We start from the raw sequence: 20,289 nt of genomic DNA, 5'->3' as shown, positions 1-20,289 counted from the left end.
AGTGATCATTCGATGGTGATTTTGGAGTCCGCGACGATCTTCTGGTAAATCACGGCCTGCTGGTCGATGAAGCCGGCGAACTCACCCATCGCCATGGGCGATGCGATGAAGCCGCCGTCGGCGAGACGCTTCTTGACGTCCTCCTGTTCCATCGACGCCGCGATCGCATCGCTGAATTTTTTGGCGATCGCCGGATCGGTGCCGGCCTTGACGAACAGACCCTGCCAGAGCGGCAGCGCCAGGCCCTTGAATTCCGGAATTTCCGTCATCGCAGGAACGTCCGGCAGGGTGGCGGCGCGTTCTTCGCTGGTCACGGCGAGAATGCGAACTTTGCCTTCCTTGAAGAAGGGCAGGGCAGTCGAGGTGGTGAAGACGGCCGAATCCAGGATACCTGCGAGGATGTCGTTGGAGACCTGCGCACCGCCACGATAGGGCGCGTGAACGAATTTCGCGCCGGAGCGCTCGCTGATCATCTCGCCGACCATGTGCTGGGCCGTGCCGATACCCGGCGTGCCGTAGGAAATGCTTTCCGGTTTGGCCTTGGCGGCGGCAACGAGTTCGCCGAGCGTCTCGTAGGGCGAGGCGGCGGGAACGGCGATCGCCATCGAGGTGATCGCGGTGCGGCCAACCGGCAGCGTGTCCTTCTTCCAGTCCATCTTGACCGACTTGTTGAGCATCGGCACGGCAACGGTGTCATGGCCACCGTAATAGAGTGTCGAGCCGTCCGCCTTGCCGTTGATCAGCTTCTGCAGCGCGATCATGCCGCTACCGCCCGTGGCGTTTTCCACGACCACCGATCGGCCGAGGCGCTTGGTCAGTTCCGGGGCGATGACGCGCGCCGCATAGTCTGCGCTGCCGCCCGCGGAATATCCGACCAGAAGCGTGATCGGGCCGCTGTCCTGGGCAAGAGCTGCAACAGGCGCTGCCGCAATGGCGAGCGCGGCAGCGGCCGCGCGAAGAAGATTTCGTCTGAACATGGGTTCCTCCGTTCCAATACAATACATATTGTATTTGTTGTTCAAGCCTGATATAGGCAAATATCGTGCAATTATCGGCTATGCAAGCCTGATTTTCATATAATTGCACTTGAGTGAATGTATTGTAATGTATTATGGAGATCGCAATGACCGACATTGTACGCCTTCAATCCTATCTGCGTTCAGTCGCCCACACCGCGGCGGCCGGTGAAAAGCTGCCGACCGTCCGGCAGTTGATGCGTGATTTTTCGCTGAGCCAGCAGAATGTCGAGCGGGCCTTGAAGAGGCTCAAGGACGAGGGGCTTGTTGCTGCCCATGTGGGCCGCGGGACATTTTTCACGGGCGGATCCGCGACGGAGCCGACGACGGCAGGCAGAAGTCGGGCGGAAGAAGGCTCGCAGCGCAGCGTGATGCTGCTGAGGCGTTCGTCCAACAATCTGCGCGGCAGGATCGTTCTCGAGGAGTTGCAGAGACTCCTCAACGAAGCCGGTCACGTCACGCTGGAAGTTGGCTACTCCGATTCCGAACATGCCAAGCAGGTCTTGCAGACGCTGCCGCGCTTCGATGCCTGCATCGTCCAGAACTCTTTTGACACGATGCCGATCGACATGATCGCCGCTCTGAAGCGCAAGGCCGACACGATCGTCGTCGATGGCGCCTGGCTGGTGGGGACCGATGTCGATGCGGTCGGTTTCGAGTGGGGCCAGTCGGTCGAGACGGCCGTCAACAGGCTGATTGCCGCCGGCCACGACTGGATCCAGTTCGTCACCACGTCGAGCTTCTTCCTGGCCAACGAAATGGGCCTGCATCGCTGGCGCCTCCTGCGGGAACAGCCTGCGTTCGCCCAGGTGCTTCAGCCGGAGACCCGCATCGTCAAGCTGCCCCCGAAGGACTACGAGGAAGTCGCCGTCGCGGCGATCCGCACGGCACATGCGGCCGCATCTGGAGCGCGCCGGCCTGCCGTCATCGTCTGGGGTATTGAGGATGGCGCGAAGTTCCGTTCGCTGCTCGCGGCCGGCGGACTGGATATCCCGTCCGACCTCACCGTCGTCCTGCTCGGACGCACGGATCTTGAGCCGGAATCCGGCACTTTCTTTCACATGATCGGCTATCGCGCCGCCGATCAGGTCAGGGGCGTCTACGACCGCCTGATCGAACGCTGGCGTGAACCGAATGCACCTTATGGCCTGAGGCTGTTGCCGATGACGGAACGCCACGGCCCCTCGCTCCGGGATCAGGAGCCAATTTGATAGCCTTTTCTATCAGGGAGGAAATGATGACGCGGATACGCGGACAACGGGATTTCGGCATCGGGGTGATCTATCTCGCCCTCGGATTGGCCGGCTTTATCATCTCGCGCAACTACAGTTTCGGTACCGCGGGGCGCATGGGGCCGGGATATTTCCCGACGATCATTTCTTCGCTGCTGATGCTGTTCGGGGTGATCACCGTCGCTCGTGGGGTTTTCCGTGAGGGTACGCCGATCGGCGCGATCAATTGGAAAGGCATTTTCCTCGTCACCCTTTCGGTCTGCGCCTTCGGTTATCTGCTGGAGCGCACCGGTGTCGTCTTGGCGCTTCTGGCGCTGATCCTGATCTCGGCTACCGCAAGCGAGCGCTTTCGCCTTGAAATCAGGGCGATTGCCGGTCTCGTCGCACTGATCGTCTTCTGCACCGTGGTGTTCGCCGAAGGCCTCGGCCTTCCCATGCCGATCCTCGGCGAGTGGTTCAGGAACTAAAGGCCCGTCCCATGGATATCTTTGCAAATCTCTGGCTCGGCCTGTCCGTCGCCGCGACATTTTCCAACATGCTCTATTGCCTGATCGGTGTCTTCCTCGGAACCGCCATCGGCGTACTCCCGGGGCTCGGCCCGGTGGCGACGATCGCCATGCTGCTGCCGATCACCTTCGGCCTACCGCCGGAATCGGCCCTGATCATGCTCGCTGGCATTTATTATGGCGCGCAATACGGCGGTTCGACCACTGCCATCCTCGTCAATCTACCGGGTGAACCCTCGTCGGTCGTCACAGCTCTCGACGGTTACCAGATGGCACGGCAGGGTCATGCCGGTAGGGCGCTTTCGACCGCGGCGATCGGCTCCTTTATCGCCGGCACGATCTCGACGGTGCTGATCGCCGTCTTCGCCCCGGCGCTCGCCGCCGTCGCGCTGCAGTTCGGCCCGGCCGAATATTTCTCGCTGATGGTGCTCGGCCTGATCGCCTCGATCGTCATGGCGTCCGGCCCGCTTCTGCACGCGCTCGGCATGATCCTTGTCGGCCTGCTGTTCGGCATGGTCGGCACGGACGTCAACTCCGCCGTGCCGCGCTATACGTTCGACATGCCGCTCTTGGCGGACGGCCTCAACTTCGTCGTCATCGCCATGGGCGTCTTCGGTATAGGTGAGATCGTCGCCAACCTGGAGGACGAGGCTGACCGCACGGTGATGACCAAGCGGGTAACCGGTCTGATGCCGACGAAAGAGGACTGGAAGCGTATTCTTGCGCCGATCCTGCGCGGCACTGCGCTCGGGTCGTTGCTCGGCATCCTGCCGGGCGGCGGTGCGGCGCTTGCCTCATTCGGTTCTTATTCGCTCGAAAAGAAGATATCGAAGACGCCGGAGCAGTTCGGCAAGGGCGCCATCGAAGGCGTTGCCGGCCCGGAGGCCGCCAACAATGCCGGCGCCCAGACGTCGTTTATCCCGATGCTGACGCTGGGCCTGCCGTCCAACTCGGTCATGGCGTTGATGATCGGGGCGATGATCATGCAGGGCATCCAGCCCGGCCCTTCGGTGATGACAGAGCAGCCGGCCCTGTTCTGGGGCCTGATCGCCTCCATGTGGATCGGCAACCTCATGCTGCTGGTGCTGAACCTGCCGCTGATCGGCCTGTGGGTCCGGATGATCGCAATCCCCTACAACCTGCTCTTTCCGATCATCATCGTCTTCTGCGCGATCGGCGTGTTCAGCGTCAACAACAACACGTTCGACGTCTACGCGATGGCGCTGTTCGGCGTCGTCGGTTACGTTTTCCGCAAACTTGATGCGGAGCCGGCACCGATGTTGCTGGCCTTCATCCTCGGCCCGATGATGGAGGAGTTCCTCCGCAGAGCGCTGCTGTTCTCGAAGGGTGATCCGACAGTTTTATTGACGCGGCCCGTCAGTGCCGGCCTGCTGATCCTAGCCGCCACCTTGCTCGCCGCGGTGCTTCTGCCCTCGATCCGCCGGACCCGCGAAGATGCATTTCAGGAGGAGTAGCAAATCTACAGACCAGAACGAGGGACTACGGTCTTCAATAGGGACGCTCCGACGCATTCGAGAACCCTCTCGCTGGTTCAGATTCCTTCTAGGCGACGAGAGGCCGCGAAAGTGGCCTCCCGTCGGACGAAGCTCAACCGGACGAGCGCCGTCATTAGTCAGCGGCGAAGTCAGTGGACACTGAGACGGTGCGCCATTCAGAGAGGATCGCAGCGTCTTGCGCGTGCTTTTTCTCGATCGCGGCGACCGTGTCGCTACCTAGCGGCAGGCGCACCGGCGGATTGGGGGCGTCAGTGAAGGCGATCAGGACCTCTGCCAGCTTTTGAGGATTGCCTGGTTGGTTATGGCTGAGATCGGCTGCAATCGTACGAACCTTGCCGACGGTTTCTGCATAATCGCCGATAATGTTGCCGCTGACCGACAAGGAGGAGCTATCGAGGAAATCGGTGCGGAAATAACCAGGCTCTACGACCGTGACATGGATGCCAAGCGGTGCCAGTTCGTCATGCAGAGCTTCGCTCAGCCCTTCGACCGCGAATTTCGTCGAGGAGTAGACGCCGAAGCCGGCCGCGCCGCGATAGCCGCCGATCGATGAGATATTCAGGATGTGGCCGGAGCGCGCCTGCCGCATGAAGGGCAGGACGGCGCGGGTCACGTTGAGGAGACCAAAGACGTTGGTGCGGTAGACAGCCTCGATTTCGGATACCGTCGCCTCCTCGACAGCGCCCATCAGTCCGAAACCGGCGTTGTTAAGCAGGATATCGATCTGGCCGAAGCGATCGATCGCGGCTTTCACCGCTGCGGTCGCCTGTTTGTCGTCGGTCACATCGAGGGCGACCGGAAGCAGGTTGGGGTGTTCACCGAACCGCTCGATGATCGCCTTTGGATTACGGGCGGTGGCGACGACGGCGTCGCCCTGTGCAAGAGCGCGTGTGGTTACGAGGGCTCCGAAGCCGCGCGAGGCGCCGGTGATGAACCAGATTTTCATGAGGATGTTCCTTGATGTTGGATTGATGGGAAAGGTGCTGTGCCGGATCTCAGGGACGCGGTGATTTCATGGCTCAGAATGTCAGTTCCATGTCCCGGGCCGGCAGGTCCGGGAAGCGCGCCATGACTGCTTTGGCGCAGGGTTGCTGGAAATGCGCATCGGATTGGGCGCGTGATCGCCAGTTCTCACAGAGGAGGATCCAGACTGTCGGATCGTTGCTGTCGCGGTGCAGGTGATAGTCGATCGATCCTGCCTCGGCGCGGGTCGGTGAGACGATAGACTGCAACGCTTCGCCAAGCATCTCGGCAAGGTCCGGTTTGGCCGTCAGCCTGGCAATCAAGGTCAGCGTATCGGTCATGTCAGTCTTCCTTGTAGGCGTTTGCGGGGTAGACGGTTTCCCAGCCTGCGATCGGGTCCGTTGCCAGCGTCCAGATCGTGTCCGCGGCCTCTCTCGCTTCTGTCGATCCGGGGCCGACGATCGTGGCGATTGTCGCCACCGCGATGCGGATGCCGCGTTCGGCCAATGGGCCGGCCAGGCCCTCGACGACGTTTCGCAGCGCAGCCTTGCCAAGGCCGAGACTGGCATAGCCGGCATGGGGGGACACGGCGAGGCCGCCACCTGTGACCAGGATCGTGCCGCCGCGTTCACCGAACAGCTCGACGGACGCCCGGATCGTGTGAAGGCCGGCAGCGACATTGACGGCGAGATCGTTCGTGACCTCATCGTCGCGCATGCTGAACAGATCCTGTTCACGCACGACTGCGGCATTGAAAAGGACCGCCGTCAGCCCGCCGGTGATCCTGTTCGCCTCGGCGATCGCCTTGCGCAGTGCGACCGGGTCGGTCGCATCGGCCTGCAGGGTGGAGCCATTAACACCTTGCCCGGAAAGGGCCGCGGACATATCGGCCAGACGATCGGCATTGCGTGCGGTCAGTACGACATGCCAGCCTTCCCGTCCGAATTTCTCCGCGACCGCCTGCCCGATACCGGGGCCAGCGCCGATAACCATGATGGAGTTCGTCATGGGATGTGCTCCTGATGTGTTGGCCACCGCGATGTCCGGATGGCCAACCGGGTGGGGAAAGGTCACGGCAGGACTTCGGCCAGTTCGATCAGATTGCCGAAGGGATCGCAGAAGAAGGCGAGGCGGCGGCTGATCGCCAAAAGCTCGAACGGCTCGGTGACGATCGTGACGCCGCGTGCCCGCAGATCCTCGACGGTGGCGTCAACACTTGCGACATTCAGGCAGAAATGGTGGTATCCCGCATATTTGAGGCTGTCCCCAAGATCGGTGTAGGGGCGGACGTCTGCGGGCGACGGGTCGCCACCACCAAGGATTTCCACATAGAAATGGTCGTCGGTGGCGGGTGCCAGATAGGCGAGCTGCTCGTCGGCATAGTCCCATTCGGCAACGACACGAAAGTCGAGATTTTCGACATACCAGCGCTTGGCGGTTTCGAGGTCCGGCGTGCGGACGGCAACGTGATGACCGCGCATGTCAGCGAAGGGCGATGCAGTGTTGTGGGCGGGAGGAATGAAGTCGGCCATTGTCTTGTCTCCTGTGTGGTCCGGCACCAGCGCCGGTTTGCGAGGAGAAATCTGGACCTTTTTGAGGATAAGAATTAGAGAGATAATCTTCCTCTCAATGATGAGTGAGATTTGACAATGCGCAGCACGGATCTCTCGGAACTGGCCGCCTTCGATGCGGTTGCCCGTCACCGCAACTTTCGCCGGGCTGGCGAAGAGCGCGGGGTGACGGCCTCGGCGATCAGCCATGCGGTGGGCAATCTCGAGGCACGCGTGGGCATTCGCCTGCTCAACCGGACGACCCGCAGCGTGGCGCTGACCGATGCCGGCGCGATGTTGCTTGCGCAACTGTCGCCGGCCTTCGGGGAAATCGGCTCGGCGCTCGATGCCCTCAACCAGTTTCGTGACACGCCGTTCGGCAAGGTGCGCATCAACGCGCCCAATTCAGTCGCACCGTTCGTGTTCCGATCGGTCATTGGTCCGCTCATCGCAGAAAATCCTGGTCTCCAGCTGGAAATCGTCGCCACCGACCGGCTTGTCGACATTGTGGAGGAGGGGTTTGATGCCGGCATCCGTCTCGGCGAAAGTCTGCGCGATGGCATGACGGCCGTGAAGATCAGGCCACGACTACGGTTTGCCGTCGTGGGCTCAACAAGTTATTTCGAACATCATCCGCTTCCCAAAAGCCCGGATGATCTGCGTCACCATGTCTGCGTCCGCAATATCTATCCAAGCGGCAAGCCCTATGCCTGGGAGTTCAGCCGCGCCGGAAAGATCATCGAATTCGAGCCGACCGGGTCTCTGTCGCTCGATGACCATGAGCTGATGGTCGAGGCAGCGCTTTCGGGCGTGGGGCTGGCTTATGTCTGGGAGGAGCGGGCGCGTCCCCATGTCGAGAATGGCAGCCTGGTCGAATGCCTGGCATCCTGGAGTGCGCCCGAGGACTGGCTTTATCTCTATTACCCGACGCGGAAATACCTGTCGGCCGGCCTGCGCGCCGTCATCGATGCGCTGCGTGTATGAATGAGGGGTGCATCGAACGCTCGTTCTTAACAGCGCGAATAAAATATCTGCGAACATCGGTGCGGCATCCGCGATATGTTCGCCGCGGACGCTGTTCTCGGCTTCACGCTCACCAAGACTCTGTTCAACGACACGATGCGGGTCATCAACGAGACACGCATCGAGTTGTTTCACAGCAATCCGATTAAGGACCGCAAGAAGATCGTCGAGGCTGAGCTGATCCAGAAATCAAAACAGGAACACGCGTCATCTTCGTACGATTGATGACATGCAGGGCAAGTCTTTGCTCGTTCAATGCGGGTCGCTTTCAAACCGACCCACTCTCTAGCCGGTCGCTGGGGTTGTCGCATCCAACAAGCCATGCGATGTGATGATGTTCTGGTTGACGTTCAGCCGAATGACCAACATGACGAGATTGCGATGAACCGGGAAAAGCGGCAGCAAAGACTGGGCCAGGCGTTGGGTCGGATGCTGGCCCGGACGGAAGAGGCGATGGAGGCGGCGGCGCGGCAAGGCAACATGCATCCGACAGACCTACGTTGCCTGGCCGTGCTCTCATCGTCGCCGAGACCTCTCAGCCCAAAGGAAATCATCTCCACGTTGGGGCTTACGTCGGGCTCGGGAACCGCTCTTTTCAATCGGCTCGAAAGGCTCGGGCTGACGACACGGGTGCCGAATGCCGACGACAAGCGCAGTGTCCTGATCCAGCTTGACCGCGACGCGGCAAGCCGCCCCCTGGCTCTGCTCGCAGATCTACGAGAACGATACGAGGATCTCACGAAAAGGTTCTCGGACGCGGAGCTCGATGTCATTTCCGAGTATCTGGAGGCCGTCGCCAAGCTCACACCCTCATCGAAGCCTGAGACGTATAGGGAGGTCGGCCCGAATGTCCCGGAATGCCAGCGAGGATGCACCTCCCGGAATTCGCCGTGAGGTGCAATCCGGTGGTTCCTTCTTAGCTTCCCATCCATTTCGCGTTGATGGCGTCGTCGAAGGAGACCTTTTCGACTTCGTGTCCGAACCTGAGCATAAAGTCGACGTTCTGCTTGAATTGCGCCTGTGTGAGGGTCGGAGGGGACGCCACCGTGGTCGCCTGGTCCTTCACCGTATCGATGACGAGCCGAGCGTCAGTCTGCGCGAAGAACTCCGATTGCATGACAGCTCCGGCCTTCGCCGCGTCCGAATGGATCAGCTTCGCGCCCTTGGCCAGACCGCTCACCAGCTTCCTGGGAATGTCCGGATTGGCGGCGAGATATTCCGGCTTGGCCCCTAGGACCGTATACAGAAAGTTCTCCAGTCCGGGCACTTCCCCCTGGGAAGGCCTTGCAACCCAGACTGCGTGTCCTTCCGCGACCGCCCGGTTGTTCGATGGCGCGGTCGTATTGAAGCCGTCGATCTGGCCGGATATCAGCGCCGGATACATCTGGTCCAGCTTCACGACCGTCAGGGTCACATCCTTGTCCGGATCCAGACCGCCGAGACCGATCAGATAGCGCCAGAGCTTATCGATCCCGCTGCCACGGCTCGATATCGCGAGCGTCATCCCCTTGAGCCGGGCCATCCGCTCCTTGAGCGGCATGTCCTGGGTGATGCCCACCTTCTTGGCCGCGGTCGTGCTGATCACGGCGTCACTCGCATATTGAGACATCAGTGGCGCGAACGCTTGAAGCTTCTGGTTCTTCGCGGATGCGAGAATGATGTCGCTCATCACCAGCCCGCATATGTCGACGCTGCCGCCGAGAGCCGCGGCGAGGGCGTTGGCTCCGCCATTGGCGTTCACGAGTGTCAGGTCGAGCCCCTCTTCTTCGAAATAGCCTGCGGCTTTCGCCACCAGCATGGGCAGGTATGCGAAGGTGATCCCGCCGACCCCGACGTTGAGTTTTCGGAGATCCTTCGCCTGGGCTGCCGCCCGGCGCGGCGAGATGAGCGGCGCCGCCAGCGCGGCGGCCCCGATTGTCCGGAGCAGTTGTCTTCTATCGATCATGTCATCCTCCCAGATTGAACCGATATGCAGTACAGCCTTCCGCCTACTTCCAGCGGAATATCCATTTCTCGAGATGTCCCAGGCCCTCGTTAAGGAGCGAGGTCACGACCATGAGCGCGAAGAGGGCAGAGAACACTCCCGCAGAGCTGAGCTGCCCGGCGGCGTCCTGGGTGAGGAAGCCGATGCCAGCGTTGGAAGCCATCATTTCCGCGGCGACCGCGCCGACAAAGCCGTAGGGCAGACCGAGCTTCAGGCCCGTAAATATCCAGGGCAGCGACGCCGGGAAGACCACCTTCCGCTGGACGGTGAGTGGGCTCGCGCCCATGATCCTCAGCCCGTCGACCATCTTCCTGTCGACCTGCGCGATACCGCTGATCGTGCTGAAGAACACGAGGAAGAAGACGCTGACCGCCGCGAGGACGATCTTCGGGGCAAGCCCGATACCGAACCACATGATGAAGAGGGGAGCCAGAGCGACCTTCGGCACGCCGTAGACCGCAGTCAGGAACGGATCGATCGTCCGCCGCAGCATGTCGTTGGAGCCGATGACAAGCGCCGACAGCACTCCGAGCGTGGATCCGATGGAGAAACCTATGATGGTTTCCTGGAATGTCACCAGGAGATGGCGCTGCAGCAGCCCGGAACCTGTCCATTTCAGCAGGGTGGATCCGATGTCATAGGGGCTGCTGATCCAGAAGGGGTCCACGAGCCGACCAGACGATAGCTGCCACACGCCGAGGAACCCGGCCAGGAAGAGAAGTCGGTAGATCCACACGGGGTCGAGCCTCCGTCTGGCAGCGGCTCCCGCCGCAATCGGGGTAACATCCTGCACGGTCATTAGTCAGCTCCTCCCGCTCCATGGACTTCGATGGCGGCCCAGAGCCTCCGGTAATGTTCCTCGAAAGCCGGATCGAAGCGGACGTCATGAACCTCGCGGGGACGCTTGATCGCGATGTGCTCCTCGAGCTTGATCCGCGACGGCCTGTGCGACAGGACGACGACACGATCGGCGAGCGTTATCGCCTCGACGATATCGTGGGTCACGAAGATGACCGTCTTTCCGGTTGCGCTCCACAGCTTCAGAAGCTCCGCCTGCATCACGAGCTTGAGCTGCGCATCGAGCGGGCCGAACGGCTCGTCCATCAGGATGATCTGAGGCTCGTAGACGAGGGTGCGCGCCAGCATCGCACGCTTGCGCATTCCGCCCGAGAGCTTGCTCGGATGATGATGTTCGAACCCCTTCAGCCCGACCTTGTCGATGATGGCGGCCACGCGCTGCGCCCGCTCCGCCGGATCGACCCCCCGGATCTCGAGAGGCACGGATATGTTCTGCTGCACTGTCAGCCAGGGCAGCAGGTTGTCCTGCTGCGTGATGTAGCCGACGTTGGTGTTGACGGCATCGACTATTCTGCCGTTGCACAGGACCGACCCGCCCGTAACCCCGTCGAGGCCCGACAGGAGGTTGAGAAGCGTCGATTTCCCGCTGCCGCTGGGGCCGACGACGGCAAGGAATTCGCCGTCGCGAACCGTCAGATCGAAAGCTCTGAGCACCTCGAAGCTGTGTCCTCGCGACTCGTACACCTTGTCGACGTTTTGAAACTGCGCGGCGACCGAAGCCGCTCTGGCTACATTCACGGTTGTCATGTTCATTCTCGCTCCTCCCAGGGCGAACGCGTGTCCAGGCGTGCCTGGTTAGTCCCGGCGGATGGATGCGGTGCGCCGCCATCCGCCGGGACTGCCAACCGGGACGCGGTCGGGACGCTTTGTGACCGTCCCGGAAGGTCGTGCAGGGTCAGCGCGCCATGACGGGCTGCTCGCTCTTCATGTTCCAGAGATCGCTCCCATCGTCCGCTTCGCGAACCGCGCCCAGCGCGAGAAGCTCGGCGATCTCCTCCTCGGGATAGCCGGACTGCCGAAGAAGCGCTGCGGTATGCTCGCCGAGCAGGGGAGGCGGATCCTGCAAATTTGTCGCATTAACCGCAGCGGATACCGGGAAGTCCGGCGCGTCAAACCTGAAGGACGCGAAGGGAACGGTGGTGAACTTGGGCGGGTTTCTTGCCTGCTCCGCATCAAGAACCCTGTCGCCGGACAGGACCTCGGTGAACCCCACGCCCGCAACCGCAAGCGAGGCGGCGAGCGAATCGTAGGACGCGTCCCTGACGGCACGTGTGACGATTTGCTCGACGGCTGGCCTGTTCTTGCGTCGTTGCCGCAGAGTGGCGAGGTCGGGATCAAATCCGAGACCGGCTGCGATGCAGAACTTGCGCCAGTGATCGTCCGTGAGCATGACCAGATAGATCCATCGGTCGTCGGAAGTCTCGTAAGCCCCATAGCCCGGCATACTGAATTCGGGGGAGGGCTCCTGCTCCGCCTTTCCGGTGATCTGCGACTTGAGCTGGATGCCGACAAGCTCCCTGGCAGCCACGTGCAATCCCGTCTCGTAGAGGCCGAGTTCGATGTTGCGGCGCTCTGGCGGGGCAACTGGGTCGAGCAAAGCGGACAGGACGCCGATGACGGCGTAGCACCCGGCGAACTGGTCGTGATACGAAGGACCCAGCCGAGAAGGCTTGCCTGTCGAGCGGTTCGAATACATCACGCCCGTGGCGGCTTCCGCTATCGGGTTGGAGGCGATGTCTTCGGACTGCGGTCCGGGCCCATAGCCCTTGATGTGGCAGAAGACGATTCCCGGCCTGACCGCCTCGCAGTCGTCGAAGGTGACTTTCATCTTTCGGGCGGCACTAGGCGACAGGTTGTGCAGAACGATGTCCGCAGTGGCAACGAGATCCCGGAAAACGCGCGCTCCGGCTTCGGATTGCAGGTTGAGGCACATGCTGTCCTTGCCCCTGTTGTAAGCGATATATGTCCCGCTCGGCCCCCCTCGCACCAGCTTGCGGGTGGTTTCCCCTCCGGGCGGTTCGATCTTGATAACCCTCGCTCCCAACTGCTGGAGGATGTGCGTCGCGAATGGCGCCGCAATCATGCTCCCCAGTTCAAGGACGGTCTTGCCTGAAAGTACGCCGTTCATCCAATCCTCCAAAGGTTGGTGGGATGATAATGCATTTTATATCATGCACAAGTTGTTTATCTACTCTTCCATGCGTCGGATGCCGGAACTCCCTTTAAATATATGAAATACCTTTATTAAATTGACTAACGTGGCCGCATTAGGTGATCCAAAACCCCGAAATTACCTTGATCATCAAGAAAATGCTGCAGTGCATAATGCATTTTCTGTTGACCGGATTTCGGACGTGGCATACGGTCCCGGTCGAATGATGGTTGGACGAATTCGATGGGAGGATCGAGATGTTGCCAGGTATCGCAAGGCTGGTCGGACTCACGGCTGGCGCCGTCGCAATGGCGCTCGCTGGCGTCACTGCAACCCGAGCGGAAACGAAGGGGATAGACACCGAGAAGAAGGTGGTGACGGTTGGGGCGTTCACGCCCGTGACCGGGCCTGTCCCGTTCTACTCCGTGCTCACCCATGCCGCTGATGCGTATTTCAAGCATCTCAACGAAAGCGGCGGCATCAAGGGATGGAAGGTCAACTACATCACCTACGATGACGGCTACGACCCGGCGCGCAGCGTCGCTGTGAGCCGCAAGCTAGTCGAGGAGGACGGGGCGTTTGCCTTGTCCGCGCCCGTCGGCACCGCGACCAACGTCGCAGCTATACCGTATGCCAAAGAGAAGAAGGTCCCGATGATCGGCCCGATCGGTGGCGCAAGCGCCTTCTTCGTCGAGCCGAACGTGTTCCCGCTGCTACCGGACTATGGCTGGTCGGCAGCCTCGAATGTCGACTACGCGGTCAAGGATCTCGGCCTCAAGAAGATCGCGCTGCTCTGGGAGAACGACGAACTCGGGAAGTCGGCGAAACGCGGCTTCGACATCTATATGAAGGAGATCGGACTCGAACCCGTGGAGTCCGTTCCCTTCGACGTGAAGACGACCAGCTTCAGTCCTCACATCCGCCGCGTCGCGAACTCCGGCGCTGAAGCCGTCATCCTGTTCGGCTCCAACGCCAACCTGGCTGCCGCTCTCAAGGCCGCGGACCTGCAGGCCCTCAAGGTCAAGTGGTTCGCGCCGTTCTTCACTGCCGACCCTTCGACGGTCAAGCTGGCAGGCGACCTGCTGGACGGAACATACTTTTCATCGTGGCTTCTCCCGGTCAGCAGCGAGGAGCCCGGCGTCAAAGCCTACCGCGAGTCGGTCGCGAAGTACTATCCTAACGATCCTGTCGGGGTCTTCGGGCTCAACGGCTGGAGCAATGCGGCGCTGTTCGCAAAGGGCTTCGAGGCGCTGCTGGATAGTGGAAAGCCGCTGACGGGCGAAAACCTGATCGCCGCGCTCGAAACCCTTGACAATGCGTCGGTGGGCGGGGCCCAGGGCGTGTCATTCAAGGCGGGGGACCACCGCGGCACGCGCAAGGAGGGCATCATCCAGGCGAAGAACGGGAAGTTCGAACTCGTGCGCGAGTTCCGACCCTATCCGACGGCCGTGTTTGACGCCCCGGCTCAATAGCCTTCTCCACCCGACGTCTCCCGCCCGTCAGGGGCGGGAGGAGAGAAACATGCATCCAGGAGCCTTTGATGACCATACCGATCAGTGCCCCCGCCCGTCTCGACGGACGAGTCGCTCTCGTCACCGGAGCAGCCGGCGGAATTGGGAAGGCGACAGCCCTCGCACTCGCCGAAGCAGGCGCAACGGTGATCGCCACGGATCTCGGTGACAGCGCGGATTTCGAGGACGCTGCAATCCACTACCTGAGATACGACGTGACCTCGGCCACACAGACCAGGGAGGTCGTCGCCCACGTCCTCGACCGTCACGGACAACTCGACGTCCTTGTGCTGTGCGCAGGCACCATCACACATCGTTCCCTGACCGAATCCACCGATGACGAATGGCGCGCGATCCTCGATGTGAACCTGATGGGCGTGGTCAACCCTATCCGTGAAATCTATCCGATCATGGCCGAGAACGGCGGCGGCAAGATCGTCGCCCTCGGTTCCATCGCTGCGAAGATCGGCGGCGTTGCATCCGGCCCGGCGTATGTCGCAGCGAAGTCCGCCGTCCACGGCCTGATGAAATGGGTTGCCAAGTCGGGAGCAGCGAAAGGCGTCTACGCGAGCGTGATCGCGCCGGGCCCGGTGGAAACCCCAATGTGGAGCACCGTCACGCAGCGATCCGCTCCCTCCGCCAACGGTAACGTTCCGCTGGGCCGATACGGCCAGCCCGAGGACATCGCGCAGGCCATCCTTTTCCTCTGCTCGCCCGCATCGAACTGGATCACCGGAACGGTGCTCGATGTGAACGGCGGCATGTTGATGGATTGATCCAATGACAAGCACATCCACCATCGGTTTCATCGGACTTGGCGTGATGGGCGGCCCCATGTGCCGCAACGTCGCCCTCAAGCATGCAGGCCGCGTCATCGCCTTCGACATGAACGAGGAGGCCTTCTCAAATCTCGACGGCACCAAGGGAGAGCGTGCCGGCTCCGTCGAGGCGATCTCCGGGGAAGCCGACTTCATCCTGCTGTCGCTTCCCGGAGGTCCCCAGGTGAAGGCGGTCGCTGGCGACATCGCCCGGCATGCGAAGCCCGGCACCACGATCGTCGATCTCTCCACGACACCCGTGGCTCTCGCCAGGGAAGTGGCTGCGGCGCTTGATCTTCAGGGCGTCCGGTTCGCGGACGCACCCGTCGCCCGGACCCGAGAAGCCGCACAACGTGGCGAACTCAGCATCATGGTTGGCGCTTCCGACGAAGTGTTCGAGCTGATCCAACCCATTCTCGCCTACATGGCGACAGACATAACGCTTGGTGGAGCCGTCGGTTCGGGACAGGTCCTCAAGCTCGTCAACAATATGCTCGTGTTCGAACACGTGGTCACGCTCGCAGAGATGATCGTGCTGGGCGAGCGGGCAGGGGTGAAGGCGGAGATCCTGCTGGACGCCGTATCGAAGGGTTCCGGCGACAGCTTCGTCCTGCGCAACCATGGTCGTAAGGCCATGGTTCCGCGCGAGTTTCCAGAACGCTCGTTCCCGCCCGAATACGTCCTCAAGGACATCGACTACGTGTTCCAGCTCGCGGCCGAGACAGGAGTGCCGATCAAGGCGGCGGAGACTGTTCGTCGATACTACGAGATGGCGGTCGCGAAGGGGCTGGGAGGTCGTTACTTCCCGGGAGTGATCCGGCTCGTCGAGGATGGCAGCATGTCGGAGGCATCGACATGAGCGGCTTCCACGACTTCATCCTCGATCTCTTCCCGCTGGTGTGGTCGGGCGTGGTCACCGGATGCCTTTACGCGCTTGGGGCGCTTGGCCTCGTCATGATCTTCAAGAGTTCGCGCGTCGTGAACTTCTCGCACGGAAACATAGCAGGACTTGCCGCCTTTCTCATCTACGGCTTTTCCAGCGGAACACTTCTGAGCCTGTCCTGGGGAAGCGCCGTCGTGCTTGCCATCGTCATCACGGTTGCCATCGCCTTTCTCAGCTACGCGATAATCGCACCGATCATGGGAGCGTCCGACCTGACGGCGACGATCACGACGCTCGGCATCGGACTGATCGCCCAGGGGGCAACGCTACTCGTGTTCGGAGCGGACATCGTTCCGCTCGATCTGCCGCTTCCCCGCTTCAGCGCTTCCCTCCTAGGACTGCGGATCACAGGCTACGATATCACCGTCCTGGCGGTTGCCGTCGTGACCATCGCGGCACTCTTCCTGGTGATCGACTACTCGAAGCTCGGCATCGCCTTCCGGGCAATCTCGGTCAATCCCGTCGCTGCGGAGATCTGCGGACTGAACCTCCGCTCGATACATCTGTTCGCCTGGGTCGTTTCGGCCGTTCTCGGTGTGATCGGCGCGCTGCTGATCGTGCCGACGACGTTTCTCAGCTCGACGACAGTAGCCACGTTCATGCTGCAGGCCTTCGCGGCCGCGGTCGTCGGCGGGTTCGGCAGCCTGCCCGGAGCGCTCATTGGAGGCATTCTCATAGGCGTTCTCATGAACCTGTTCACGTTCTACGTCTCTCCCGAGTTCACGAACACATTCCTGCTTGTCGTGATCCTTCTCGCCCTGAACATCTTCCCGAACGGCCTCTTCGCCAGAGCAGGCGGCACCCGTGTCTGAGACCGCAATTCCCCTCCGAACACAGCGATCGAATTCGATCTCGCTCCGATCCATGGTCACGCAAGGCCGGATTGATCTGGTCGTCCTGACGGCGCTCCTGATGCTGCCTCTCCTCGTCTCCGGGTCGTGGAGCTACGCGCTAGGACTGTGCTTCGCCAACAGCATAGGAGTCCTAGCGGTCAGCGTGCTTGTCCGGTACGGCGGCGAGGTGTCGATCGGCCACAGCTTCTTTGCGGCCATCGGAGCATATTCGGTGGCAATCCTCGAGGCACATTTCGGCTTGCCGCTCGTCGTCTCCCTTCCCGTCGCCTTGATTGCGGGAATCGCTTTCGGTCTGATCTTCGCTTGGCCGTCACGTCGCCTTTCAGGCATCTACCTTGCCGTATCGACCATGGCGCTGGCCCTTGCCATGCCGGAACTCATCATTAGCGCGGACCGATGGACGGGCGGGTTCGAGGGGCTCTACGTCTCGAAGCCGCTCATCCGGGGGGTGGCGATCGAACCGCAGCGGTATTACGCGACACTGCTCGTGCTGGCCGCGGTCGTCTACGCGCTCGTCCAGCTTCGGAGGTCGAGGCAGGGCAGGGCCATGCTGCTTGCCCGGACCCATCCGGCCGCGGCCGAGGCCTTCGGCACTCGCAGATCCTGGGCCCGCGTCAGCGTCATGGGAATTAGCGGCGGGATCGCCGCGGTATCCGGCGCGATGATAGCCTTCGCAAGTTCGGCCGTCTCGCCGACGGGATACACATTCTGGTCGTCGATCTTCCTCCTCGTCGGGTCGGTCGTCAGCTTCTACGGGCTGACGCTGACCAGGGCCCTCATAGGCGGCGCATTTCTCACACTCGTTCCGCAGCTACTGTCCGGGTCGGGTGCATGGATCCCTGTGTTCTACGGCGTGGCCCTCATCGGCGTGGTGCTCCTGGGCCACTTCTCGCCGAAGTGGATCGAGCTGGCTGCCGCGAGACGGCGGGAGGTGAAGTGATGGACGTACGGAGCGTATCGCTCAAAGGAGAGGCCATCGCCCTGTCCTTCGGCGGGATCGAGGTACTGAAGGGCCTCGACGTCGAGTTCAGGTCCGGCGAGATCACGGGGCTGATCGGGCCGAACGGTGCTGGGAAGACCAGCCTCTTCAACTGCCTGACGGGCGCCTACCAGCCGCAGGGCGGTTCGATCACATACGCCGGGGATCCGCTCGACGGGCTTTCACCCGCGGCCAGAGCTGCGCGCGGTGTGGTACGCAGCTTCCAGACGGTGGCGCTCTGCCCCGACCTCACCCTGGTCGAAAACGTCATGATGGGGCTTGCCCGCAATTACCACGCTGGCTGGGCCAGCGCTTTCCTTCCGCTGTCGCGCGGAAGACGGGAGGCTGCGGAAATGAGGCAGGCGGCGCTCGGGGCGCTGGCCAGCCTGGGCCTCCTCGAAGCGGCCGACCTTCATCCGCAGCAACTGCCTCCGGGCATGCAGCGGCTGGTTGAGATCGCCCGCGCCATCGTTGGCAGGCCGTCGGTTCTCCTTCTCGACGAACCTGCTGCCGGGTTAAACAACGCCGAGACGCGCGACCTGACCCGCACGCTGCGAACGATCGCCTCTCCCGATCTGGTCATGGTGGTCGTCGAACATGACATGGACCTCGTCATGTCCCTGTGCGATCGGATCTACGTGATTAACTTCGGCGAAGTCATCGCCTGCGGCTCTCCGGAGGCAGTCCGCGGCGACGAGAGTGTGGTGTCCGTCTATCTGGGGAGCGACGATGACTAGCCTTCTGTCAGTTCAGAACCTTTCGGTCTTCTACGGCGCAGGTGCGCAGGCCGTCGAAGACGTGAGCTTTGAGGTCGAACCGGGCAGGGTCACGGCCCTGCTGGGAGCGAACGGAGCGGGCAAATCTTCAATCATGCAGGCCGTGGCCGGACTTGTCCCATCCAAGGGAAAGCTGCTCTTCGAAGGCGAGGACATCGGCGGGCTTCCGACGCGGGAACGGGTCAGGCGCGGCATCGTCTACGTGCCGGAAAGACGGGAGATCGTGGGAGACCTCAGCGTCAGGGAAAACCTCGTGCTAGGCGGCTACCAGGTCCCGTCACGCGAGCGGCAGGAACGAATGGACGCGATCCTCGAACTGTTCCCGGAGATCGCCAGCAAAATCGACCGGGGCGCGTGGCGCCTGAGCGGCGGCGAGCAGCAGATGCTGGCCATCGGCCGGGGGCTGATGTCGGGGCCGAGGCTCTTGCTCCTGGATGAACCGTCGCTGGGGCTAGCGCCCCTGCTTGTCCGCCGCGTCTTCGAGAGGCTCGGCGCGATCCGCGGCGGAGGCGACCTTGCGATCGTGCTCGTCGAACAGAACCTCAGGATGACGATGCGGCTATGCGATGAGCTGCACTTCCTAAGGGGCGGCCGCATCGTCGGATATCGCCGCGCCGAGGAACTTCAGGACGACGCCGCGCGGCAGCAGGCCATCGATGCCTATCTCGGCGCGACTCCGGCCGAACTTGAAAAAGAACATGCGTGAAGTGACAATGATGACGAAGCAGGTGCGAGACCTCGAAGCGATGACAGCCAACGAAGTCATCTGGGAGATCCATGCAATCCGATACGGCGCGAACCGGGGCCGCACGCGGGGGGACAACTTCATCCTCGAGACGCGTCCCACCGAGCTCATGCCGATGGATTTCTACTGCTGGGTCCTTCGTGCGTCGGAACAAGTCATCGTCGTGGATACCGGAATGGATCCGGTGAAGGCAGCCCGGCACGGGCATGGGATAGAGCACAGTCCGGTCGAGATCTGGCGGTCCCTCGGGATCGATCCCGCCGCCGTGGACACTGCCATCCTCACGCATGCGCACTACGACCATCTCGGTCACCTCGACGCGCTGGAGAATGCGCACTTCCACATGCAGGCGGAAGAGATGGCTTACGTGACTGGCCCGTGGATGCAGAGACACTGGTTCCGCCGCGCCTATGCACCGGACGAGATCTCGCGCCTCGTGCATCTGCTTCACTCCGACAGACTGACGCTCCACGGCCGCGACCAGGACATAGCGGACGGAGTATCCGTGCACTGGGTCGGAGGACATTGCGCGGGTCAGGAAGTCGTGCGCGTGCGGACTGCGAGAGGCTGGGTGGTACTCGCCTCGGACGCGCTGCACTACTACGAGGAATACGAACGCGGCATCCCGTTCTCGGTCGCCTTCAATCTTTCCGACATGATCGCGGGACACGAACGCATCCGCGCGCTTGCAGACACCGACGACCATGTCGTTCCCGCCCACGATCCGCGGATCGCTCTGATCTACCCTGGCTCCGACCAGCAGCCATCGGGTTCCGTATTCCGGCTCGACCTTCCACCACTGCCCGGTGGAGCGAGATGATGGGATATTGCATTGTGCACCATCTCCGAGGTAATGCGGATA

The 20,289-nt window shown here is 61.9% G+C and carries 23 protein-coding genes; 14 read left to right on the top strand and 9 right to left on the bottom strand.

Annotated features, from left to right (window positions below; genetic code table 11):
• Positions 1 to 5 precede the first annotated feature (5 nt).
• The gene (locus tag ACSQ8R_RS28675) at positions 6 to 977 is read right to left on the bottom strand and encodes a Bug family tripartite tricarboxylate transporter substrate binding protein (protein WP_436256728.1); all 972 of its coding nucleotides are present in this window, start codon (positions 975 to 977) and stop codon (positions 6 to 8) included.
• Positions 978 to 1,123: 146 nt separating this feature from the next.
• Between ACSQ8R_RS28675 and ACSQ8R_RS28670 the strand changes: the two genes are divergently transcribed.
• Genes ACSQ8R_RS28670 through ACSQ8R_RS28660 form a run of 3 tightly spaced genes read left to right on the top strand, consistent with a single transcriptional unit; the run spans position 1,124 to position 4,229 of the window.
• Positions 1,124 to 2,227: a GntR family transcriptional regulator gene (locus ACSQ8R_RS28670; RefSeq protein WP_436256727.1), complete on the top strand. Its 1,104-nt coding sequence runs from the start codon at positions 1,124 to 1,126 to the stop codon at positions 2,225 to 2,227.
• A gap of 23 nt (positions 2,228 to 2,250) precedes the next feature.
• Positions 2,251 to 2,715 carry a tripartite tricarboxylate transporter TctB family protein gene (locus ACSQ8R_RS28665; RefSeq protein ID WP_436256726.1) on the top strand — a complete coding sequence of 155 codons (465 nt, stop codon included), beginning with the start codon at positions 2,251 to 2,253 and terminating at the stop codon, positions 2,713 to 2,715.
• Positions 2,716 to 2,726: 11 nt separating this feature from the next.
• On the top strand, positions 2,727 to 4,229 hold the full coding sequence (locus ACSQ8R_RS28660) for a tripartite tricarboxylate transporter permease (protein WP_436256725.1): 1,503 nt from the start codon (positions 2,727 to 2,729) through the stop codon (positions 4,227 to 4,229).
• A 154-nt stretch (positions 4,230 to 4,383) separates the two neighbouring features.
• Here the strand turns inward: ACSQ8R_RS28660 and ACSQ8R_RS28655 are convergent, their stop codons facing one another.
• The 4 genes from ACSQ8R_RS28655 to ACSQ8R_RS28640 all read right to left on the bottom strand — a co-directional run bounded on the left by ACSQ8R_RS28655 (position 4,384) and on the right by ACSQ8R_RS28640 (position 6,766).
• Positions 4,384 to 5,217: an oxidoreductase gene (locus ACSQ8R_RS28655; protein WP_436256724.1), complete on the bottom strand. Its 834-nt coding sequence runs from the start codon at positions 5,215 to 5,217 to the stop codon at positions 4,384 to 4,386.
• A 73-nt stretch (positions 5,218 to 5,290) separates the two neighbouring features.
• Positions 5,291 to 5,575 (bottom strand): putative quinol monooxygenase, encoded by a 285-nt coding sequence (locus tag ACSQ8R_RS28650; protein WP_436256723.1) that lies wholly within the window; start codon positions 5,573 to 5,575, stop codon positions 5,291 to 5,293.
• 1 nt (position 5,576) lies between these two features.
• The gene (locus ACSQ8R_RS28645; protein ID WP_436256722.1) at positions 5,577 to 6,242 is read right to left on the bottom strand and encodes an SDR family oxidoreductase; all 666 of its coding nucleotides are present in this window, start codon (positions 6,240 to 6,242) and stop codon (positions 5,577 to 5,579) included.
• A 62-nt stretch (positions 6,243 to 6,304) separates the two neighbouring features.
• Entirely contained in the window at positions 6,305 to 6,766 is a 462-nt protein-coding gene (locus tag ACSQ8R_RS28640; protein WP_436256721.1) for a VOC family protein, read from the bottom strand.
• 117 nt (positions 6,767 to 6,883) lie between these two features.
• Between ACSQ8R_RS28640 and ACSQ8R_RS28635 the strand changes: the two genes are divergently transcribed.
• The 3 genes from ACSQ8R_RS28635 (at position 6,884) to ACSQ8R_RS28625 (ending at position 8,701) form a co-directional block, all read left to right on the top strand.
• Positions 6,884 to 7,768, top strand: coding sequence for a LysR family transcriptional regulator (locus ACSQ8R_RS28635; RefSeq protein ID WP_436256720.1), 885 nt, complete (start codon positions 6,884 to 6,886; stop codon positions 7,766 to 7,768).
• A 75-nt stretch (positions 7,769 to 7,843) separates the two neighbouring features.
• Complete coding sequence (locus ACSQ8R_RS28630) at positions 7,844 to 8,032, top strand: hypothetical protein (RefSeq protein ID WP_436256719.1); 189 nt, start codon at positions 7,844 to 7,846, stop codon at positions 8,030 to 8,032.
• A 204-nt stretch (positions 8,033 to 8,236) separates the two neighbouring features.
• Positions 8,237 to 8,701 carry a MarR family winged helix-turn-helix transcriptional regulator gene (locus ACSQ8R_RS28625; protein ID WP_436256718.1) on the top strand — a complete coding sequence of 155 codons (465 nt, stop codon included), beginning with the start codon at positions 8,237 to 8,239 and terminating at the stop codon, positions 8,699 to 8,701.
• A 22-nt stretch (positions 8,702 to 8,723) separates the two neighbouring features.
• On the opposite strand, the gene ACSQ8R_RS28620 is transcribed toward ACSQ8R_RS28625, so the two are convergent.
• The 4 genes from ACSQ8R_RS28620 to ACSQ8R_RS28605 all read right to left on the bottom strand — a co-directional run bounded on the left by ACSQ8R_RS28620 (position 8,724) and on the right by ACSQ8R_RS28605 (position 12,777).
• Complete coding sequence (locus tag ACSQ8R_RS28620) at positions 8,724 to 9,752, bottom strand: ABC transporter substrate-binding protein (protein ID WP_436256717.1); 1,029 nt, start codon at positions 9,750 to 9,752, stop codon at positions 8,724 to 8,726.
• 43 nt (positions 9,753 to 9,795) lie between these two features.
• Complete coding sequence (locus ACSQ8R_RS28615; RefSeq protein ID WP_436256716.1) at positions 9,796 to 10,590, bottom strand: ABC transporter permease; 795 nt, start codon at positions 10,588 to 10,590, stop codon at positions 9,796 to 9,798.
• Complete coding sequence (locus tag ACSQ8R_RS28610) at positions 10,590 to 11,402, bottom strand: ABC transporter ATP-binding protein (protein WP_436256715.1); 813 nt, start codon at positions 11,400 to 11,402, stop codon at positions 10,590 to 10,592. Before ACSQ8R_RS28610 ends, ACSQ8R_RS28615 begins: the two co-directional genes overlap by 1 nt.
• A gap of 142 nt (positions 11,403 to 11,544) precedes the next feature.
• Entirely contained in the window at positions 11,545 to 12,777 is a 1,233-nt protein-coding gene (locus ACSQ8R_RS28605) for a CaiB/BaiF CoA transferase family protein (RefSeq protein WP_436256714.1), read from the bottom strand.
• 332 nt (positions 12,778 to 13,109) lie between these two features.
• Between ACSQ8R_RS28605 and ACSQ8R_RS28600 the strand changes: the two genes are divergently transcribed.
• The 8 genes from ACSQ8R_RS28600 to ACSQ8R_RS28565 all read left to right on the top strand — a co-directional run bounded on the left by ACSQ8R_RS28600 (position 13,110) and on the right by ACSQ8R_RS28565 (position 20,247).
• On the top strand, positions 13,110 to 14,273 hold the full coding sequence (locus ACSQ8R_RS28600; RefSeq protein WP_436256713.1) for an ABC transporter substrate-binding protein: 1,164 nt from the start codon (positions 13,110 to 13,112) through the stop codon (positions 14,271 to 14,273).
• A gap of 68 nt (positions 14,274 to 14,341) precedes the next feature.
• Complete coding sequence (locus ACSQ8R_RS28595; protein WP_436256712.1) at positions 14,342 to 15,088, top strand: SDR family NAD(P)-dependent oxidoreductase; 747 nt, start codon at positions 14,342 to 14,344, stop codon at positions 15,086 to 15,088.
• 4 nt (positions 15,089 to 15,092) lie between these two features.
• Entirely contained in the window at positions 15,093 to 15,989 is an 897-nt protein-coding gene (locus ACSQ8R_RS28590) for an NAD(P)-dependent oxidoreductase (protein ID WP_436256711.1), read from the top strand.
• Positions 15,986 to 16,885, top strand: coding sequence for a branched-chain amino acid ABC transporter permease (locus tag ACSQ8R_RS28585; RefSeq protein ID WP_436256710.1), 900 nt, complete (start codon positions 15,986 to 15,988; stop codon positions 16,883 to 16,885). Before ACSQ8R_RS28590 ends, ACSQ8R_RS28585 begins: the two co-directional genes overlap by 4 nt.
• The gene (locus ACSQ8R_RS28580; protein ID WP_436256709.1) at positions 16,878 to 17,867 is read left to right on the top strand and encodes a branched-chain amino acid ABC transporter permease; all 990 of its coding nucleotides are present in this window, start codon (positions 16,878 to 16,880) and stop codon (positions 17,865 to 17,867) included. The genes ACSQ8R_RS28585 and ACSQ8R_RS28580 overlap by 8 nt, the downstream gene beginning before the upstream one ends.
• On the top strand, positions 17,867 to 18,643 hold the full coding sequence (locus ACSQ8R_RS28575) for an ABC transporter ATP-binding protein (RefSeq protein ID WP_436256708.1): 777 nt from the start codon (positions 17,867 to 17,869) through the stop codon (positions 18,641 to 18,643). Before ACSQ8R_RS28580 ends, ACSQ8R_RS28575 begins: the two co-directional genes overlap by 1 nt.
• Positions 18,636 to 19,388, top strand: a complete 753-nt coding sequence (locus ACSQ8R_RS28570; RefSeq protein WP_436256707.1) for an ABC transporter ATP-binding protein — start codon at positions 18,636 to 18,638, stop codon at positions 19,386 to 19,388. Before ACSQ8R_RS28575 ends, ACSQ8R_RS28570 begins: the two co-directional genes overlap by 8 nt.
• Entirely contained in the window at positions 19,381 to 20,247 is an 867-nt protein-coding gene (locus ACSQ8R_RS28565) for an N-acyl homoserine lactonase family protein (protein WP_436256706.1), read from the top strand. Before ACSQ8R_RS28570 ends, ACSQ8R_RS28565 begins: the two co-directional genes overlap by 8 nt.
• The last annotated feature ends 42 nt before the right edge of the window (positions 20,248 to 20,289 follow it).

The organism is Neorhizobium sp. LjRoot104, assembly GCF_964253725.1.
Lineage (GTDB): Bacteria > Pseudomonadota > Alphaproteobacteria > Rhizobiales > Rhizobiaceae > Neorhizobium.
This window is presented reverse-complemented; position numbering and strand designations above follow the sequence as displayed.

Bases quoted from the DNA above. Each gene is read 5' to 3' on its own strand.
- ACSQ8R_RS28675 (WP_436256728.1), bottom strand. From the start codon at position 977: ATGTTCAGACGAAATCTTCTTCGCGCGGCCGCTGCCGCGCTCGCCATT.
- ACSQ8R_RS28670 (WP_436256727.1), top strand. From the start codon at position 1,124: ATGACCGACATTGTACGCCTTCAATCCTATCTGCGTTCAGTCGCCCAC.
- ACSQ8R_RS28665 (WP_436256726.1), top strand. From the start codon at position 2,251: ATGATGACGCGGATACGCGGACAACGGGATTTCGGCATCGGGGTGATC.
- ACSQ8R_RS28660 (WP_436256725.1), top strand. From the start codon at position 2,727: ATGGATATCTTTGCAAATCTCTGGCTCGGCCTGTCCGTCGCCGCGACA.
- ACSQ8R_RS28655 (WP_436256724.1), bottom strand. From the start codon at position 5,217: ATGAAAATCTGGTTCATCACCGGCGCCTCGCGCGGCTTCGGAGCCCTC.
- ACSQ8R_RS28650 (WP_436256723.1), bottom strand. From the start codon at position 5,575: ATGACCGATACGCTGACCTTGATTGCCAGGCTGACGGCCAAACCGGAC.
- ACSQ8R_RS28645 (WP_436256722.1), bottom strand. From the start codon at position 6,242: ATGACGAACTCCATCATGGTTATCGGCGCTGGCCCCGGTATCGGGCAG.
- ACSQ8R_RS28640 (WP_436256721.1), bottom strand. From the start codon at position 6,766: ATGGCCGACTTCATTCCTCCCGCCCACAACACTGCATCGCCCTTCGCT.
- ACSQ8R_RS28635 (WP_436256720.1), top strand. From the start codon at position 6,884: ATGCGCAGCACGGATCTCTCGGAACTGGCCGCCTTCGATGCGGTTGCC.
- ACSQ8R_RS28630 (WP_436256719.1), top strand. From the start codon at position 7,844: ATGTTCGCCGCGGACGCTGTTCTCGGCTTCACGCTCACCAAGACTCTG.
- ACSQ8R_RS28625 (WP_436256718.1), top strand. From the start codon at position 8,237: ATGCTGGCCCGGACGGAAGAGGCGATGGAGGCGGCGGCGCGGCAAGGC.
- ACSQ8R_RS28620 (WP_436256717.1), bottom strand. From the start codon at position 9,752: ATGATCGATAGAAGACAACTGCTCCGGACAATCGGGGCCGCCGCGCTG.
- ACSQ8R_RS28615 (WP_436256716.1), bottom strand. From the start codon at position 10,590: ATGACCGTGCAGGATGTTACCCCGATTGCGGCGGGAGCCGCTGCCAGA.
- ACSQ8R_RS28610 (WP_436256715.1), bottom strand. From the start codon at position 11,402: ATGAACATGACAACCGTGAATGTAGCCAGAGCGGCTTCGGTCGCCGCG.
- ACSQ8R_RS28605 (WP_436256714.1), bottom strand. From the start codon at position 12,777: ATGAACGGCGTACTTTCAGGCAAGACCGTCCTTGAACTGGGGAGCATG.
- ACSQ8R_RS28600 (WP_436256713.1), top strand. From the start codon at position 13,110: ATGGCGCTCGCTGGCGTCACTGCAACCCGAGCGGAAACGAAGGGGATA.
- ACSQ8R_RS28595 (WP_436256712.1), top strand. From the start codon at position 14,342: ATGACCATACCGATCAGTGCCCCCGCCCGTCTCGACGGACGAGTCGCT.
- ACSQ8R_RS28590 (WP_436256711.1), top strand. From the start codon at position 15,093: ATGACAAGCACATCCACCATCGGTTTCATCGGACTTGGCGTGATGGGC.
- ACSQ8R_RS28585 (WP_436256710.1), top strand. From the start codon at position 15,986: ATGAGCGGCTTCCACGACTTCATCCTCGATCTCTTCCCGCTGGTGTGG.
- ACSQ8R_RS28575 (WP_436256708.1), top strand. From the start codon at position 17,867: ATGGACGTACGGAGCGTATCGCTCAAAGGAGAGGCCATCGCCCTGTCC.
- ACSQ8R_RS28570 (WP_436256707.1), top strand. From the start codon at position 18,636: ATGACTAGCCTTCTGTCAGTTCAGAACCTTTCGGTCTTCTACGGCGCA.
- ACSQ8R_RS28565 (WP_436256706.1), top strand. From the start codon at position 19,381: ATGCGTGAAGTGACAATGATGACGAAGCAGGTGCGAGACCTCGAAGCG.